General features: G+C 61.5%; 13 protein-coding genes and 1 pseudogene. 7 read left to right on the top strand and 7 right to left on the bottom strand.

Going from position 1 to position 16874, the window contains the following annotated elements:
• Positions 1 to 114: 114 nt before the first annotated feature.
• The 3 genes from FOY51_RS27080 (at position 115) to FOY51_RS03020 (ending at position 3379) form a co-directional block, all read left to right on the top strand.
• Positions 115 to 279, top strand: coding sequence for a hypothetical protein (locus FOY51_RS27080; protein WP_187776148.1), 165 nt, complete (start codon positions 115 to 117; stop codon positions 277 to 279).
• Between the two features lie 374 nt (positions 280 to 653).
• Positions 654 to 1604, top strand: a complete 951-nt coding sequence (locus FOY51_RS03025; RefSeq protein ID WP_149428687.1) for a hypothetical protein — start codon at positions 654 to 656, stop codon at positions 1602 to 1604.
• Positions 1601 to 3379, top strand: coding sequence for a hypothetical protein (locus FOY51_RS03020; protein ID WP_149428686.1), 1779 nt, complete (start codon positions 1601 to 1603; stop codon positions 3377 to 3379). Before FOY51_RS03025 ends, FOY51_RS03020 begins: the two co-directional genes overlap by 4 nt.
• Positions 3380 to 4141: 762 nt before the next feature.
• Here the strand turns inward: FOY51_RS03020 and FOY51_RS03015 are convergent.
• The 4 genes from FOY51_RS03015 to FOY51_RS27455 form a co-directional block, all read right to left on the bottom strand.
• Positions 4142 to 6046 carry an N-6 DNA methylase gene (locus FOY51_RS03015; protein ID WP_187776147.1) on the bottom strand — a complete coding sequence of 635 codons (1905 nt, stop codon included), beginning with the start codon at positions 6044 to 6046 and terminating at the stop codon, positions 4142 to 4144.
• The gene (locus tag FOY51_RS03010) at positions 6043 to 7824 is read right to left on the bottom strand and encodes a DNA methyltransferase (RefSeq protein ID WP_149428684.1); all 1782 of its coding nucleotides are present in this window, start codon (positions 7822 to 7824) and stop codon (positions 6043 to 6045) included. The genes FOY51_RS03015 and FOY51_RS03010 overlap by 4 nt, the downstream gene beginning before the upstream one ends.
• Positions 7821 to 8024, bottom strand: a complete 204-nt coding sequence (locus FOY51_RS03005; protein ID WP_149428683.1) for an AbrB/MazE/SpoVT family DNA-binding domain-containing protein — start codon at positions 8022 to 8024, stop codon at positions 7821 to 7823. The genes FOY51_RS03010 and FOY51_RS03005 overlap by 4 nt, the downstream gene beginning before the upstream one ends.
• 535 nt (positions 8025 to 8559) lie before the next feature.
• On the bottom strand, positions 8560 to 8754 hold the full coding sequence (locus FOY51_RS27455) for a hypothetical protein (RefSeq protein WP_235916099.1): 195 nt from the start codon (positions 8752 to 8754) through the stop codon (positions 8560 to 8562).
• On the opposite strand from FOY51_RS27455, the gene FOY51_RS03000 reads away from it, so the two are divergent.
• The 3 genes from FOY51_RS03000 (at position 8660) to FOY51_RS02990 (ending at position 13794) form a co-directional block, all read left to right on the top strand.
• On the top strand, positions 8660 to 9742 hold the full coding sequence (locus FOY51_RS03000; protein ID WP_235916096.1) for a DNA cytosine methyltransferase: 1083 nt from the start codon (positions 8660 to 8662) through the stop codon (positions 9740 to 9742). The two genes, FOY51_RS27455 and FOY51_RS03000, sit on opposite strands and share 95 nt — an antisense overlap.
• 295 nt (positions 9743 to 10037) lie before the next feature.
• Positions 10038 to 11732, top strand: coding sequence for an McrB family protein (locus FOY51_RS02995; RefSeq protein ID WP_187776146.1), 1695 nt, complete (start codon positions 10038 to 10040; stop codon positions 11730 to 11732).
• A gap of 52 nt (positions 11733 to 11784) precedes the next feature.
• A complete protein-coding gene (locus FOY51_RS02990) occupies positions 11785 to 13794 on the top strand; it encodes a 5-methylcytosine restriction system specificity protein McrC (protein WP_187776145.1) in 2010 nt (669 codons plus the stop codon).
• Between the two features lie 96 nt (positions 13795 to 13890).
• Here FOY51_RS02990 and FOY51_RS02985 read toward each other — a convergent pair.
• The 3 genes and pseudogenes from FOY51_RS02985 to FOY51_RS02980 all read right to left on the bottom strand — a co-directional run.
• Positions 13891 to 14022, bottom strand: a pseudogene (locus FOY51_RS02985) (PPOX class F420-dependent oxidoreductase); the annotation flags it as partial.
• A gap of 121 nt (positions 14023 to 14143) precedes the next feature.
• Positions 14144 to 14296 (bottom strand): hypothetical protein, encoded by a 153-nt coding sequence (locus FOY51_RS27075; protein WP_187776144.1) that lies wholly within the window; start codon positions 14294 to 14296, stop codon positions 14144 to 14146.
• Between the two features lie 76 nt (positions 14297 to 14372).
• The gene (locus tag FOY51_RS02980; RefSeq protein ID WP_187776143.1) at positions 14373 to 14672 is read right to left on the bottom strand and encodes a GAF domain-containing protein; all 300 of its coding nucleotides are present in this window, start codon (positions 14670 to 14672) and stop codon (positions 14373 to 14375) included.
• A gap of 695 nt (positions 14673 to 15367) precedes the next feature.
• Between FOY51_RS02980 and FOY51_RS02975 the strand changes: the two genes are divergently transcribed.
• On the top strand, positions 15368 to 16816 hold the full coding sequence (locus FOY51_RS02975; RefSeq protein ID WP_149428679.1) for a short-chain fatty acid transporter: 1449 nt from the start codon (positions 15368 to 15370) through the stop codon (positions 16814 to 16816).
• Positions 16817 to 16874 lie beyond the last annotated feature (58 nt).

Below are 16874 nucleotides of genomic sequence, written 5' to 3'. Positions count from 1 at the left end.
GCGTGTTCGTGTCGTGTATGCGCAGTCCTTGCTCGGCGGGTTAGCTTCATCGGTATGTGCTCGGCACATGCCGGTAAAGCACACCTGGGATCGGGGTATCGAATGGATCGACCGATGGTCGGGCGACGTGACCGCGTGCGGGTGGAGTTCCGCCTGCCACGAGACACCGCGACGGCGGTCTATCGCTGCGTCGACATGTGGGACGTCACGCTCTCGCAGGCCGGCACCAGATTGATCGAGCTCGGTCTCGCTCAACTGGACCGCGACGCGGAAGCCTGACTTTCGTCGCCCCGATCCGCGACTCGTCACAAACAAGCATCAAGGAGGAACCGTAACGGCTGCTACTGACTGAAACATGCTGGCAGACAGGGCCAGCCACCCCATTCAACGCAAAAAGCCGGGCTGCAACCCGGCCTCCGCGTTTGGCCAAGAGCCAAATAAATCACTTCGAGATCCCTTGGAGGGACTGTGTGTATTTCAGCATGCCTGCATGCTTTTCGCAATCGTTCGCGCGGCGTGTTGGGCGGCGTGTGCTGATGGCGAGATTCAAAGCCCCGAAGCCCGGACCCGCACCGACCATCATCGCACCGATCGTCACGGAAGTGCCGTCACCAGGCGGGGCACCGACAGCATCTACGCACACTGCGATCGCGGTGACTGACTCGATCGATAGCGAAGATCAGCGTTTCGAGCGGTTGCGGTCGATGTCGGTGCGTACCCGGGACCGCGTGTTGGCGGAGGCGGCGGTCGACGCTGCTGCACGTCTGCGGGCGAGGATGCCGATCTCGGCTGCGAATACGGACCGCAACGCGACGGCGCTGATCGCGCGGTTCTTGGTGGCCGAGGGCGAAGCGGTCGGTGTCGTCGAGGAACGGACCGCGTTTCGGCGTGCCAACGTCGATCGCTACCTGACGTTGCGGGCGCAGCGCGGGACCGAACGATCGACGCGTGAGTGCCGCAACATCCTCTACGCGGCAGGGCGGGTGCTACATCCGCGGGAGTACCCGGCGGCCCGGGTGTTGCCGGCGCCGCGGTTCAAACGTCAACCCGCGGCAACTGCCCATGAGATCCGTGACCTGTACGCGCTGATTCCGGGATTGCCGACCTCGCTCGGAACGCGGGTGCAGGTGTTGGTCGATCTGTGTTGGGGTGCCGGAGCGCGTCCGGCCGATTTCAAATCGTTGCGCGGTACCGCACTCACCAGCACGGTGATGAGTGGGCGGGCGATCAGTGTTGTCGCGTTGCCGAATTCGGCGGGCGGTGTGCGGCAGGTTCCGGTCATCGACGAGGCGATCAGTGCGCGGCTGATCGGTCTCGCGGCGAGGACGGGGAACGGGTTGGTGCTGGCGCCGAGTAGCGAGTTCGCCGAACGCAACATCGTGAACCGGGTCAGCGAACATCTACGCCGCCGCGGGTACAAGGGTGTGGATACGGCGGCGCTGCGCAATCGATGGATCCTCGACCTCTCCGAGCGAATACCGGCGGCACTGTTGATGCAACTTGCCGACGTCGTCGACATCCGTGTCCTTGCCGATCAACGCGACCTGCTGCACCGCTACAAACTGCGGCACGCGATCACCGTGATGATGGAGGCGAACCGATGATCACAGCAGGTGAACCGGAATGCACGTTGTCGGACAACATCTTCGGCGACGCACTCGAGATCATCGACCGCTCGGGTGCGGCCGAGTTGATCGACGCCTACTACGAGGAGTCGACACTGCCGGGCGGTCGGCCACCCCGAGGGATCGAGTACACAACCCGGGCGGTGCTCGTCGCGTTGCTGGGACGAATCATTCTGTGCCGGCCGCCGACGCTGCGCGGGGCGATGGCCACGATCGCGGACTTCACACCGGGCCAGCTCACGGCGGTCGGGATGGGCGGGCAGGACTGCTCCAACGCCCACCGCGACTCCTTCGCCGAGTACAAACGCTTCCACCCCTGGTGGATACGACGCCTCGCTCCGCTCGACCCAGGACTCGGACTGCCCGCCCGCCGGGTCACCAACGCCACGCACGCTGCCGCCCTCGCCGCCCGCACCATGGCGCAACGCGCCGACTCGCACCGGGCAGCCGAGCGAATCCGGACGGTGATCAACCGGATCGTCGCCGGCTCCGTTCGCGAGGACACACCCGCGGGTAGCCGCGGTGATCTGGTCGTCGACGAGTCGATCTACGACCTCGCCGGGCCCGGCCAAGGACTCGGATCCAGGCCCGACAAACACCGGGGCGCCGCGTATTGCGGCCGCTACTACGTGCGCGACGCCAAGACCGGTGCGATCAGTGACCCGCGCAGTGTCGACGCGATCAAGAAAGCAGCGTTCGGTCTCGGCCTGACAGCGGTGACCAGGATCGGGAAACCCGATGCCCTGCACGGTGTTGCTCCGGTGATTATCGGTATCGATATCCATCCACCGACCTCAGGCAGCGTCGACGGGCTCGCCGTCGCACTCGAGCAGGCGAAACGCAACGGTATCGACGGGCGCAACGGCGGCCGGTCCCGCTGGCCGTATCTGACTATCGACATGGGCTACAACCCGAAGAAGGGATTCGCGGAACTGATGCTCCAACAATGCTATTCACCGGTTGCCCGATATCCGAAGCACTGGAACACCACCTTTGCATCGACGAACCCGACAGGTGCACCGAATGGGCCGCAGCCAGGACCCGTTCAGGCGGTGGGCGCGTTCTACTGCCCCGCCGTGCAGCCCCTGCTGCGCGGGCATCGCACACCCGCCATGCGAGATCTACTGGCCACGGACGGATTCCGCGCACACGACGACCGCCTCGCACGGATCCTGCCGTACCTGATGGGATACAACTCGCGCCCGTTCCAAACACGCTCCGGCTACGGCCGACGCAAACTCGGAATAGTCGACGACACCGTTGCGAAGGTCAAACTCGTATGCCCAGCTGCACTCGGCGCTGTCAAATGCCCGTTGAAACCGGAATCCATGGTCGACGGCCCAGTCGGCGTCCCGCTCGCCGCACCGGACTGGGACCCGAGCGACCGCGGGTGTTGCGCGAATTCCAGTGTCACAGTGACGTTGACCCCGGACCAGCTTCGGATGGCGCAATGGGATCTCGTCCCCGGCAGTTGGGAGCACTCGATCTACTTCGAAGCGGCCCGCGCGTTCACCGAGCAACGGTTCAGCCTGCTGAAATCGAAGAACGTCACCTCGATCGCGGAACTGAAATGGGGGCCGAGACGGGAACCCATGATCAAACTGATCCTGGCGCTCGCGGTCGCCGCTGCGAACCGCCGCTCCCAGCTCTCCCACGATCCGAAGCGATCCCGCGCCGAATCGATCGATATCCGATGGCGACAACTTGCCACCGACCTCGGTCGTGAACCCACCCGAACACCACCCAGAACATAACCACCTGCACCAACCTGTCAGCGGACCGCGCCCACCCGGGCACGGTCCGCTGACGCATGCCCGGTCGGCGAAAGAGCTCGGTGGAATGAAATAGCGCGTTTCGGGCGCTGCCGCGATAATTGCTGTCTGACAGTCGATTTCGATGATGCGAACTCAAGATGCGCTTTGACCCAGCCCGTGCCCGGCACGCAATAGGTCGCCGCTAACGACCGCGCCGACCTGTCCTATGTACGCAAGAATCTCGGTGGAAAGAACGCAAAAACGTGGTGGAATCATCGCGCCGAAACCAACCCCCACCTGCATTCGCTAACCGCTAACAGAGGGCAGTTCCATGAATTGCCGCGCACTAGGTCACGAACTCGAAAGAGGTCGTGACCTTTGTGTTTGGTGGGAACTCCGGTGGTTCGCATAACTTCGGACGTTTGCGGGAGGTGCGGATCCAAGTCCCGCAATTCCGATTGCGGCAGAATTTCGATCTCTCATCAACCTAAGTTTGAGAGGTGAAGATGAGGTCCCGGTTCGGTGCGTTCGTCAACTACGCCACGGCACCCGCTAAATATCCGGGCAGCGTGGTGAATGGCTCCGAATGCAGCGCTGCAGCGAAATCTGCCACGATGTCGCCGGTCGAACACCTGAAGACCGAAACATTCCCGCGGCACAGGAGCTGCGGTTCTTCGAACTGGACGTACCCGATCAACCAATGACGCCGCCATCGAGCGCGACACGCCGCAGAACAAAGTGGCCGCAGTTCGTGCTGTAAACCTAGCGATGTGTTCGGTGTCTTAACGCCGTTTCGGCGAACTCGCGCAGTCCCATCGGTTGGCGCGAGTCCGTCGAGCAGGGGGCCATGGCGTTCGCAACAGCTTCATCGATCGCATGAGAGACTTCCTCGCTCCGGTGTGTAATGAGCTCCTGTCCGAGCGTAGTCAGTCGGCTGATGTCGTCCATGCCAAGATCAGGCAACGCCAACCGACGAAGGTCTGTCGCCTCGACCTTGAGCGCCCCTCCACCAAGTACCGTGCACGTCGCTTCCAGACTTGCCCACACCCAGCTCGAGTGGAGTAGTGCCAGTAGTGCCTCGGCGGGAAGCGCATCCTCATTGACCGGCCATAGCGTGGAGAAATTCGCGTCAACGACGGCCCCCGCGGTGTTCAAGTAGGTGGTTGGTTGTGCGCCGCAAACTCGTCCGATCAGCAGCGTCGGTCGGTGTCGGGCCGCGAGTTCGGGCAATTGGTACCAGAAGGCGACCGGACGGCCAGAACGATCCATCTTGCTATTGGGTGCCACAGCGGCAAGATGTGGAAAGAGTTTGGTCGGCGTCTTCGCCGAAAGCGGAGACGAGGCAACCTCGGCGATCCAAGTGGCAACATCGTCTGGCAACACGCTGACGTGACCTGTCGCTCCCATGCGTCGCTTGTCGGCTGCGGTGGCCCACCCCCGAAGATTCACGATGCGCGAGGTATGAGTGAGGGGAGCGTCGATCGTCAGCTTCTCACCCAACTCGCTCTGCCGCCTCACCGCAGGCAGCAAGCACTCCAGGGGGAGTGGCAGCGACTTAATCCTCCAGCGATTGGCAGGACGTGGCGCGCCTTCCACGTAGTCGATGTAGAAGAAGTCGTTGGCACCGGTTCGGAGACCTTGCCCGGCACGCCAACCGTAGGACTCCAGACTCCGCGTCACAATGTCGTCGGCAGCCACACGAAGGGCAGCTGCGACACGCGCAGGAACATGTCCGTCCTGCCCCGCTGCGGCCACCGACAGATCGAGCTCAGCACGCGCGATCAAACCTGTGGTCACTTCGACTGAATTGGTCGAGGTAATCCCGCGCAGCGCCACCCCCACCTCGTGTTCGGAGTCCAACTCCCCGTGTAGATGGCCGTCTATTTCGAGTTCGCTGGTTGCGCGAGCAAACACGGTTACGCGACCGGCAGCAGGCGGTCCGATCTTCTTTCGGCGTGCGAGGACCAAGTGTGTCCGCACCTGGGCGTCGTCGAACCAGGAGGCGTCACCGTCTTCGACGACAACTTCGAGGTCGAATGCTTCGTCCAACAGCTGACGCACGGAGCGCGCATAGTTGCGGCTGAGCCATGCCTGTGGCGCGATTATGGCGAGGACACCGCCTTCGCGCACCAACGAGGCACTGAGAATCCAGGCTGGAACGGCGATGTCAGCGGTGCCGGGGTAGCGCATCGCTGCGCGGAGCAGCACAGTGCGCGCGTCTTCATCGAGCTCGTTGCGCGCTTTGATGGCCCGCACCAGGTCGGTACGCACGACTTCGCCGGACGGAATGCTCAGGCCATCGAAATCGCCCGTCGATTGGTAGCGGATGTACGGCGGATTCGTGATGACGAGGTCGAATTGCTCGGTGGGCAGCGTCGCTGAGAAAGCGTCGGTAAGAATTAGCTCGGCATTTGCAGCGCCGTCAAGGGCGGCCTTGGCCTGCGCCAGTGCGAGGGGGTCGATTTCGAGGCCAACGAGCTTGTTCGGTACGGCACCTACCCCGAGGCACGACACCAGCAAGTCCGCCGAACCGACCATCGGATCGATGATCGTCGTGGCCGTCTCGGCGTCGGCGAGGGCTGCGAGCAGTCGGCCTACCCGATGACCCGTGAAGTATTGTCCGAGACGCTTTTTGCGAGCTGTCTCATCTAGTGACGGAATGGTCAATCGGACCCCTGGAGTTCGTACACTGCCCGGGCATCCATCGTGATCGGGATTCCACCGACCAGAGCCTTGCCGATGAGTTCGGAGAACTTGTGCCGCGGGTCTCGTAACGTCGGTGTACCGTCCGCATGTTCCTCGGCATCGTCTCGGACGAGCTCCGACATCGTCGAAGCTGGTCCCAGGGATGCCGCTGAACGGCACTTGCTGATGCGCAACAGCGGGTCGCCGCTGACGGCGACGTGACCGTTCACCTGCTTGAAACTGGCCTGGGTCTTGTCCAGAATGCTCGCTGCCGTGATCGTCAGGCCGGCGTCGGTGACGCTCGCGGCGAGGGCGCGCCAGACTGAGGCCTGCGACGAGTGGAATACGAGTGTCGCTTCGGAGGTCGGCGACATTACCCGAGCCACCTCAGAGAACACCGATGTCAACAGCGATCGGTACTCATCGATGCCCTTGCCCTGTGCGGGCGAGATGATCGCCTCGTCGTCGGTTCGGGTGGTCCGCCCGAGCCAGAGTTCGTTGGGTTGGTTGACCTCCGAGTATGGAATGTATGCGCCGAAGGGCGGGTCGGTGAATACGTAGTCCACCGATTCGTCGGCGAGATGCAACTTCGTGGCGCTGCCGGTGACAACGGTCGCCTGTCCGGATAAGCCGTGCAGGACATCGAACGCAGCTGCAAAAGTGGCGATCTTGCGGCGCACGCCGACGAAGACGTTCTTCTCCACCGGCAGACCGCTGACGTACATCACGCCCGACTGCGCACCGGTGATGACGAAGTCCGGCGAGTTCTTCTTGAGGACGACCCGCGTCATCAGGGTGGAGTGGGCGGCGTTATAGGACAGCACCAGGAGCCGCAGCGCATCGCGGAGCTCTTCGGGTTCGTCGTCGACGAGGTGCCACAAGGTGGCTACGGCTCGGAAATTGCGTGCGGTGTAGAGGTGGTGCAGATGCGTCATGCCCTGGTGATAGCCGCTGCGGTGTAGATCACCCCATGTCAGCGGCACAAGGGGGGCGTCGGTCGGCAGGCTCCGAGAGAGCGAGTCTGTTTCGCCAGCACTGTCCGTTTCGACGGCGCTTCGACTCCAGTTCCCCGCCTTTGAGGTGCCGTACACCTTCCACGGCACACGACGACGCCGAGTCGCTGTCTCGCCGGTCCAGGGGTCGAGCGAGTGCTCCAGCACCCTCGACCACTCATCGGGCGATCCGGTGTGGCCGCATGCGCAAGTGTGGCTCTCGTCGAACCGGAGCGGCTGATAGCGGACGCGTATATCGGCGTAGGTCGTCTGCGTGCCGCATCCGGGGCACTCCACCACATCGCTCCAGATGACGTGACGTACCGTTCCCGGTTGCCCGTCCGGTCCCTCGGTTACATAGAGGGAAGGCTCGAGGTTCGTTGCAGCATCGACTAGATGGTTTGCAGCTGCTCTGAATGCGGTTGGCTCAGGAGCCTTCGTCATGACGCGAGCGAGCAGTGTTCCGATCTCGGAGAGTTCGTAGACGGTCGTGTCCCGCGCGCCCCAAGTCGGGTTCAACCCTCGCTCGGCGGCGAGGGTGAGCATGCGGTCGGTCGGTCGCTCGCACAGCAGCGCTGCGATCCCGGTTGAGCCTGAGCCGCCGAACACGTCGAGGACGTGATCCCCAGGTGCCGTGTGGCAAGCGATGAACAGTGCAATGCTCTCGGCCGATATTTTCGTCGGGTACGAGAAGGCATTGTATAGGGCTCCCGTGCGGTTTGCCGCCAACGGTGTCTCATACAGGGTAGCGATGTCGCCTGCGCTCATCGTGCCTCCTGTTGGTCGTGGGACATCCGTGAGCGTCCTGTGGGGCGAACTCGAATCTCGTTGCCGTCCAACGAGAGTGCGAACTGAAGCTCGCTTCCCGCATCGAGGCTGAGAGCACGAAGAAGCTCCAGCGGGATGCAGACCTGTCGCACTTTCGTCAACGTGCGTGGGCCATGCCACACCACCTCGTCAGCGGCCACGGGATGACGTTATCACAATTATTAACTATCCTAGTTTTAGTAGATTTAGCATTGTTATTAACTCCGGCCGTTCTGTCGGTCGACTTCGGGTGTCCGTTGCGGGTGGGCAATGATCAGCCGGCGCTTGTGAATCGACGACACAGGACAGGCTTCGCGCACCCGTGGTGGCGACGCACGTGATAGTTGGGCCACCGCACGCACAAGCAGGGGTCTAGTGGCCCTATCTTCAGCTCAACGGACCTCGTACTCCAGACTGAGCTGACGCTGGCGAGGTTCCGTGCCGCGCGAACGCGGTGTCGTTGTCGATTTGCGTTCCGTTCTGAATATCAACACAACAGCTTTCTAGCAGGGGTGTACGACGTGCGTTGTACTGTGTCGGAAGCCCGCTCAAGCCTCGTCGTGATTGACACTTCTAGCAGCGCTGTTCGACATCGAACGCCCGGCGCTGGGGTCGCACTCCCGGCCCTGCGCAACAGTTTGATGAGGCCGCATTCGCGCCGCGCACCGAGCACTCGCTGCGCTGAGCAGGGCACAGCTAGTATCCGCTGGTGCTGACACCCAAGAGTTCGACGATGACTGCGGCGGCCTTGTTTGCGGGGATCGGTGGCTTAGAGGTCGGCTTGGCGAAGAACGGCATCCGAACCATTTCGATGGTTGAAAAATGGGAACCGGCGCGAGCAGTGCTGGCGCATCGCTTCGATTCATCGGAATTGCTCAGCGACGTGTCCACAGTGAAGTCTTTACCGAGGGTCGACGTGTTGACTGCCGGCTTCCCGTGCACGGATCTCTCTCAAGCGGGCAGGACTCAGGGCATTCACGGCTCGGCAAGTGGTGTGGTGAGCCATGTCTTTCGACTGTTGCCGGAAGCGCGGCCGACATGGTTGGTGCTTGAAAATGTGCAGAACATGCTGGTCCTCGACGGTGGCTCCGCGATGGCCTTTCTGGTCGCCGAGCTTGAGGCGAGGGGATATCGCTGGGCGTACAGAGTTGTGGATTCTCGTTCGACAGGCGTCCCACACCGTCGCAAGCGAGTCATCTTGGTAGCGAGCCGGACCGAGGACCCTCGGAGCGTCCTGTTCGCGGACAACGCGATGGAACGAGAGACAGCCTCGATTTCAACTGCCTACGGCTTCTATTGGACGGAAGGGTTCACGGGCCTCGGTTGGGCGACGGACGCAGTTCCGACGCTGAAAGTTGGAAGTACCGTGGGGATTCCGAGCCCTCCTGCGATCTGGGTGCGAGACGCCGTTCGAGGCAGGCAAATCGTGACGCCTACCATCGAAGACGCAGAAGCTCTCCAGGGATTCCGGAGGGGGTGGACCAAAGCGGCGACTACGGGCCTTGGGCGAGAAGGCTCACGTTGGAGACTCGTCGGCAATGCGGTGACGACTGGCGTCAGTGCATGGGTGGGAAGCAGGCTTGTCGACCCGGGAACCCCGGATCTGTCAAGCCAGCGACTGATCGACACGGGGCGGTGGCCCCATGCGGCATATGGCAACAAGGGGCAAGTCTGGTCTGTCCCCACGTCAGGCGCTTGGCCACTGCGTCGGAGGTACAAGCATCTCGTCGACGTCATTGACACATCGATGGCACCATCACTCTCCGCCCGGGCAACCGCTGGGTTCGTCAGCCGAACCGAGCGAAGCACCCTCCGGTTTGATCCCGACTTCTTGGTTGCAGTCAAGGAGCACGAGCACGTAATGAGGTCTTCTCAGTAACGTCCCGTCTATCTGCATCGTCGCGCGCGATTGACGGACATTTGTTGACCTATCGAGGGGATAAGTGTGCAAACAGTTGCAGGACAGTAGATCTTGACGTTGAGATCTGAGCGTCTTTTGTGCGCCCCGAGACACATCACCTACGCGGCCCGTATCCAGACGGCGACAGCGAACTCTCGTGCACGCCCCCAGGCAGCACTCATCCATTTGCCTCGGTACCTGAATCCATTATCTAGGGGTGCTCTTCGCTTAGGGTGACCGGCAGCGCAACATGTCCACAGTCGCAGGGGGTTTCATGAGCAAGACAGCCGACGTAACGATCAGAGTTCTACGACGCTTCAAGAATGCCATTCTCGAAGGGCCACCAGGAACAGGCAAGACTTTTGTCGTCTCGGAGATCGCGGCGAATTGGTACGACGAGACGGGCCGGGAGCTTGGCGGCAACGGTAACGGCCGGTACGCAATTACCCTTCATCCGAGTACCACGTACGAGGAGTTCGTCGAAGGACTCCGCTACGACGACGATAACCAGGGGTTCAGCCGTCAGGACGGGTTTCTCGTCAACCTTGTCTGTGAGGCGAAGTCCAACCCGGATAAGGACTATCTCGTTCTTCTGGACGAAATCAACCGTGCCAACGTGCCGAAGGTCCTCGGCGATGTCCTTCTCTGCATGGAGAATACGAAAAGGTCCTACTACGACCGTGTTGTTGCGGAATGGAAAGGCGGCGTCGAGGTCACACTGCCGTATTCGGGGACGATCTTCTCAGTGCCCGACAATCTGTTTCTTCTTGGCACGATGAATACATCCGATCGCAGCATCGCTCCGCTTGACTCAGCCTTGAGGCGTCGATTCGGTTTCGTTAGAGCGGACCCGCTTGGCGGGAATGCGCTCCACGACGCCATCAAACAGACCGACGGCGAGGATGCGTCGGATCGGATGGCCCAATCGGTAGAAGAACTCACGAATCTGAACGCCGCGCTACGCGATTGTCTCGGTCCCGACGCAACGCTGGGTCACAGCTATCTTTTTGGTGCGCTCGCTACGTCCGGCACGAAGAGCAGCACTCCGGACCCGCTGGAGCCCCTGAGAAATCTTGCGAACAGCGTCAACGCAGAACGCGTCCTTTGGCTTGAGGTTGCTACGACTTCCGGAGGCAGTGGCAATCAACTTGACATCCCGGACGAGAAGGGCACCCGCCCTGGCCTGCGCACCGAGTTCTACCCCATGTCGTCCAGCGGGACACAAACTCTAGTCCCATCGCCAAGCGGGACGCAGGATTTTCTCGATGTTCACTTCCATGGCGTAACCCTTTTTGAAAACTCACTCGAATACAACAGTGGCGGCAGCAACTACCGATTCAAGTACAAGGGCAGGACCGCGACTGGTGAGGGAATCTACGACTTCACCCCACGCGGAAGTCTTGAGCACAAGGCGCACATATTCGTGCGCAGGCCCGACTACACTTACGATCTTCTTCTCCTCGACAGGGACCCGACGATCATTACCGCACTCCTAGGAGTCAGTAACCAGCCCGGGGGCTGGACAGCGAGGACGATGCCGGGGGCCAGTGGAAGAAATTATGGCGTGGTCGACCTCGATGCACTGGCTGCAACGGGAACGGTCGAGCGAGATGCAGATGAGGACGCCGAGTGGATGATCTGGCGCTATGCCATTCTTCCCCAGTTGATCGACACCGTGACTCAGTTGGGCATTCCGGACCTGCTGGATCCGACGACTCGTGAGAGCGCGCTGGCACTTCTCGGCAAGGAAGACCTCGCTCAAAGGTTCGAGTCATTCGATACTTTTCTCCGCAGACTTTCGCTCTTCGTGGGGATCGAAGGGCACGGATTGAGCCGCGGTGTAGTCGTGAGTGAGGTGCCCACCAGAGAGCTCGTGACTACTGGTGTAGATGAGACCTCAAGCGTCGAGGTCGGGGACATGGCTCTCGCCGATGAGGACACGTCCGAAGATCCAACTCAAGATGACTGATAGGCATCAACTTTGGTTTCGTGTCAGCCCGGAGGGTAAGCGTTCGGGTTTCGTGAGCCTGGCAGACGGCCACGGCGGCACGGTGACGGTGACAATTCTGCCGAAGATGTGGTCGTTGGAAGGTGTAGCCACGAGTTCGGTCGAACATGCTGCGGGAACCACGACTCATGTCAAGGCCTATGAGTTGGACTTTCTCAACTTGCGGTCGACCCGCGCCGCCTGCCATGAGGTCGTCGCGAGCCTGGCGAAGGTGACCGGCGTTGGTGAAGCGAAACTCATCGAGTCGTGTCCGCCACCGAAGACCCAGGCTGCGATATCAGCAGTGGTCGGCAGCCCGTTTGCGGACTTGATCGCGTTGATGAACCTTGCCGACAAGAGCGGGGTGCGCCGAACAGACGAGTCGTTCACCGGGTTGCTGGATCGGGCGTTTACACGTCTACTCACCCAGGAACGATTCCTCAGAGCACTAGAACCGCTCTTGTTCAAGGCACGTCCACGCTATATCGAGACAACGGGCGTTCTGACCAGTCCGAAGGGACGATTGCACGACAAGAGTCTCATGCTGTCGCAGTTCACCGGACAGCCCTGGGTCACTGCTACCTTCGATGACCTCACGATGGATACACCGGTGCTCCAGGTTGTTAACTCGGCTCTGCATGTGGTCGCTTCGGACCGCCTTCCCGCGGCGATCCGAGCTCTGAACTCCAAGGTCGAGGTCCGCGCGGTCCAATTCGCTCGACATCTGACCCACGTCTCCCGACTGCCGCGTGAGCGCGCCCTGCTGGTTGGTGAGCGGCTGTGGCTGAGCGCGTTAGAGCGACAGTGGCAGCCGGTCGTGGAGGCTGCACTGGACGTACTCCGCCGATACGGTCCGACCCCGGCCGACGGCGCAGACTCGTCTGACTCTTTCGTCGTGCACGTCTTCTCGGAGAAGTTCTGGGAGCAGGTGCTCCATGAATCGCTCAACGTGGCGTTCCGGGATATTCGATTATCAGCCGACGCCTCGCCCGGCGAGGGTATACAAGCGCCAGGGCCATGGAGGCAACGACCTCAACCGAACCAGTCGCAAAGCAATACGACCACCCTGCCGGACTTCATGTTCAGGGACGGTGCTCGGGTGGTGCTGGCAGACGCGAAGTACAAACGTCCGCGCGGAATCTCGGCGCAGGATGGCTACCAGTTGTTCGCGTACAGCCACCTGGCGAGTCTCGATGGGGCGACGAGTGAATTCGGTGCTCTCATATACCCGGGGAACCCAAGCACCGATCCACGGCAGGACGAATGGTGGCGCCGTCCCCACGATGACTACGCACTGTGGTCGATACAGCTGCCGTTCCCGAATCCACACGATCTGGCTACCGCCGAAGCATGGTCGCGCTACATCGCCCGAACGGCCCGCGCAGTGCGCGACTTGGTTGCCGAATGGACACCCGCACCACGGACCGCAGCGCATGAGGGAGTGGTGCGTCAGCGCTTGTCAGAGTTGAAGGCCATTGCGGCCACACTCCCGCCGCAAACACTCGACGCGTCGAGGAAACGACTCAAGGGAGCGCTGGGCGAACCCTGCTGGTCAAGCCTGGACAAAGCCGTTCAAACGATGGCTGCAACAGCTGAATACGTCGGCTTCATTCTTGGCGACGACGCTGATTTTTCAGGACCCGTACTTGGCCTACTGGCACCGGTAGAGGCTCTCTTGCACGGACTGGTGATCGAACCAGCGGGACGGGCGCATCCTGAGGTGCCTTCCCTTCAGGGACCGCGGACGTTTGGTCAGATACTTGAGATGTTGTTCAATGCGGCAAGCGGCGGAAACGGGCCGGCCAGCAGCGCCATTCGTGAAGTGCTCCACAGCAACAATGTCCCGTTGGGCCAGGTCTGCGAAGCTGTTGACAGGATGCGCGACTTAAAGAACAACTACCGCAATCCTGCCGCTCACAAGGAGGTACTTAACGGGCAGCATTGGCGCGAGGTATACGACGTAGTGGTTGGCGCGCGGCCAGGTTTCCTGGCCGAACTTACCGACCTGCTGCGATCGTCGTCGGCCAATTGCGCCGACGTGTGATTGCGGATTCAAAGACCTCGGCCATCTGCACGCTCAAGGTCCAGGTGTGGGTGCATAGGTTGCGCTCGATCATGTGTGACCGCGCCTTCACCGCGATTGGACCTTCCACGACTGCTTCTCGGTCCAGGTCAGCAGCCGCTCGCCGTCGGGCGCGGTCCACAAGGGTGTCGCGACCGGTGTTCCGTCCTTCTTGAAGGTGGTCAGGAGTACGAAACGCGCCTGCCCGATCTCCGCGGGCCTGTCCGTTCACCGTGCGTCGCTTCGGTTGTCCTGCAAGGCGTCTGCCGTCGCGGTCCAGCCTATGCGAACTAGGTTGGGCGGCGCAGCGGCCCTGCATCTGGACCAGCCGTTACGAGCGGCGTTTCCGGGCTTCTTGTTCGCGGCGCATTTCTTGTTCGACTTCGCTGCGCGCACGTTCGCGAGCGGCAGCGTAGTAGGCATCAGGGTCAGCGATTATACGTTCGGCCCGGTCATCGGGCTTCGGCGTAATCTTCACGGCCATGACCAGCTCCTTTCACTGTCCTCTATCACTGTAGGTGTCGGCACGCAATCTATCCGGGTGCACCGACAAATTTCGTTCAGCGGTCTGTGTCTAGAGCTACCGCCAATAGCCCCGCGAGGACACGGAGAACATTCGCATCGTTCTCGTCTAGGTCACCCGGCTCCAACGCATCCACGGTGAGCATCCCGTAGGCGACACCGCCCGCCACCACGGGCACCGACACGAATGTTCGGTAATCCCGCTTCTTGTCGTTCCACCCAGGTGGCGGTTCGGTCACGACATCGATACACAACCGATGATCGTCTCGTTCGACCATGCTGATGGCTGCGTTACCGTCCGTTGTCCCTTCGACAAACTCCGACCGGGTGCTACCCATCCGCCCACAATGGTGATCCGTTGGCATCAGCCGCTTCGGCGGACCGGACTGGAACTCGAAAAAGCATGACCGGGTTCCGCTATCAGGACCGACCACCTTGTACGCGACGGCGACCGTAAGGCCATGACCTCCGCCCGCAACCCCGCTCGCGCTTCCCCTCCTGTGGTCACCGACAACTCGCCAAGTTTACGAACGATCGGGTCGAGCGCCTCGTTCATCTCGATGCGACTCTGCTCCCGCATCCGCGTAATCCGGTCAATCGCCCTGTCCTCGGCACGCTTCGCGCGGACAGCCGACACTGTGGGACAACAGAAAGCGCAGCCAATCCACCGTCAACTCTGTCGAAGCGCCCCACCCGCATAACCAACCAGTATTCGCGGCGACCAAGCAAACGGAGGGCCGAACTCGCAGACGATCAATTTTCGTGCGGTCAGCCGCTGAACCTCCAGCTACTGGTCTGGTCTTTGCCAGCGGTTGCCGGTTCGGGGTTGGAGAACTCCCAGCAAATCATTGTTGTCCTAACGAGCGACCACGCGACTGTTCTTCGCCGTGCCGACCGTCCAGATTGCCGACCAGCTAGGTCTGCAAATTTGCACGCAGACCTGCAAATGTGTCCATTGTTGAGGGCAAAATCGCAGAGTTAAATCGGTCACATCGCCGGTCCCAAAGGATCGCAAGCGCCCGAAAGGTCACCGATGACGCAGCTCACAGACCCACCAACTCAGATCACGAAGACGGCACCCAAACAGCGCGGCCTCGAAGCGTTCGCGCTCAGATTCGCGAACTGGATGGAACGTTGGTTCCCGGACACCTTCGCGATCGTGTTGGTGGCCGTGCTTGTCGTCGGTGCTGGGGCGCTCGCTATCGGTGCATCGCCCGCTGAGGTCTCACAAAGCTTCGGCGACGGTTTCTGGAATTTGCTGCCCTTCTCGATGCAGATGGCGCTCGTCGTGGTCACCGGGTACGCCCTGGCCACCTCGACACCCGTCCGACGGATCATCGAGCGCATTGCCGTCATCCCGAGTACTCCACGCGGAGCGGTTGCGATGGTGGCCTTCGCGGCGACTGCGACCTCGCTCCTCAACTGGGGGTTCGGCCTCATCTTTGCCGGGCTCCTTGTGCGGGCACTCGGACGACGTACCGATCTCGAGGTGGACTACCGGGCGGCAAGCGCCGCCGGCTACTTGTCCGTCGGCGGGCCTGCGATGCTCGGTCTCTCTTCTTCAGCAGCACTGTTGCATGCCACACCCGCGAGTGTTCCGCCTGAACTGCTTGCGATCACAGGCCTCATCCCACTTGCGGAGACCCTCTTCACCTGGCAGAACCTCGTGATGATTCTGGTTATGACCAGCAGCGCGGTCCTCATTGCTTGGGCCACCGCTCCTCGTGGCGATCGCGCTCGAACCGCGCGCGATCTCGGAGTCGACCTCGATGACACCGTCGAGGCCGATGATGAGGTTCGTCCCGGCGACCGGCTCGGCCGGAGTCCTGTCCTCACAGTGTTGATCGGCGCCGTGATGCTCGGTTGGATCTGGACGACGATTCACAAGGTCGGTGTCTTTCACGCGATCTCGAACCTCAACAATTACCTGTTCATCGTCCTGTCCCTGGCGTTTCTACTGCATGGTCGCCCGATCCGGTTCGTGAAGGCGATGACCAAGGCGGTGCCGTCCGTCTCGGGTGTCATCATCCAGTTCCCGTTTTATGCCGGTGTCGCGGCGATCCTCGTCACCGCGACCAACGGCGAGGGCAAGGCCCTGTCGCATTATTTGTCCGACTTCTTCATCCAACTTGGCGGCCACGCCGGATTGCCTTTGATCGTCGGTATCTACTCGGTCGTGATGGGCATTCTCGTACCGTCCGCCGGGGCGAAGTGGGTACTCGAAGCTCCCTACATCATGGGGGCCGCGGGCGACGTGCACAGCAACATGGCGTGGTTGATCGAAACCTACAGCGGGGCAGAGGCTTTGGCGAACCTGATCAATCCGTTCTGGATGCTGCCTTTGCTTGGCATCGTGATGCTCAAGGCGCGCCAGATTGTCGGATTCACCTTCATCTACTTCATCTTCCTGGCGCCCATCACGGTTCTCACGTTCTGGGCTCTGTCGTTCACATTCAGCTACGCCCCGCCGGTCATGCCCTGACGCGGCCGACACCCGCACTTTCGAACCGAAACGAAACAAGCAAGGACAAGGAGCACTC

Source organism: Antrihabitans cavernicola (genome assembly GCF_008297975.1).
Lineage (GTDB): Bacteria > Actinomycetota > Actinomycetes > Mycobacteriales > Mycobacteriaceae > Antrihabitans > Antrihabitans cavernicola.
This window is presented reverse-complemented; position numbering and strand designations above follow the sequence as displayed.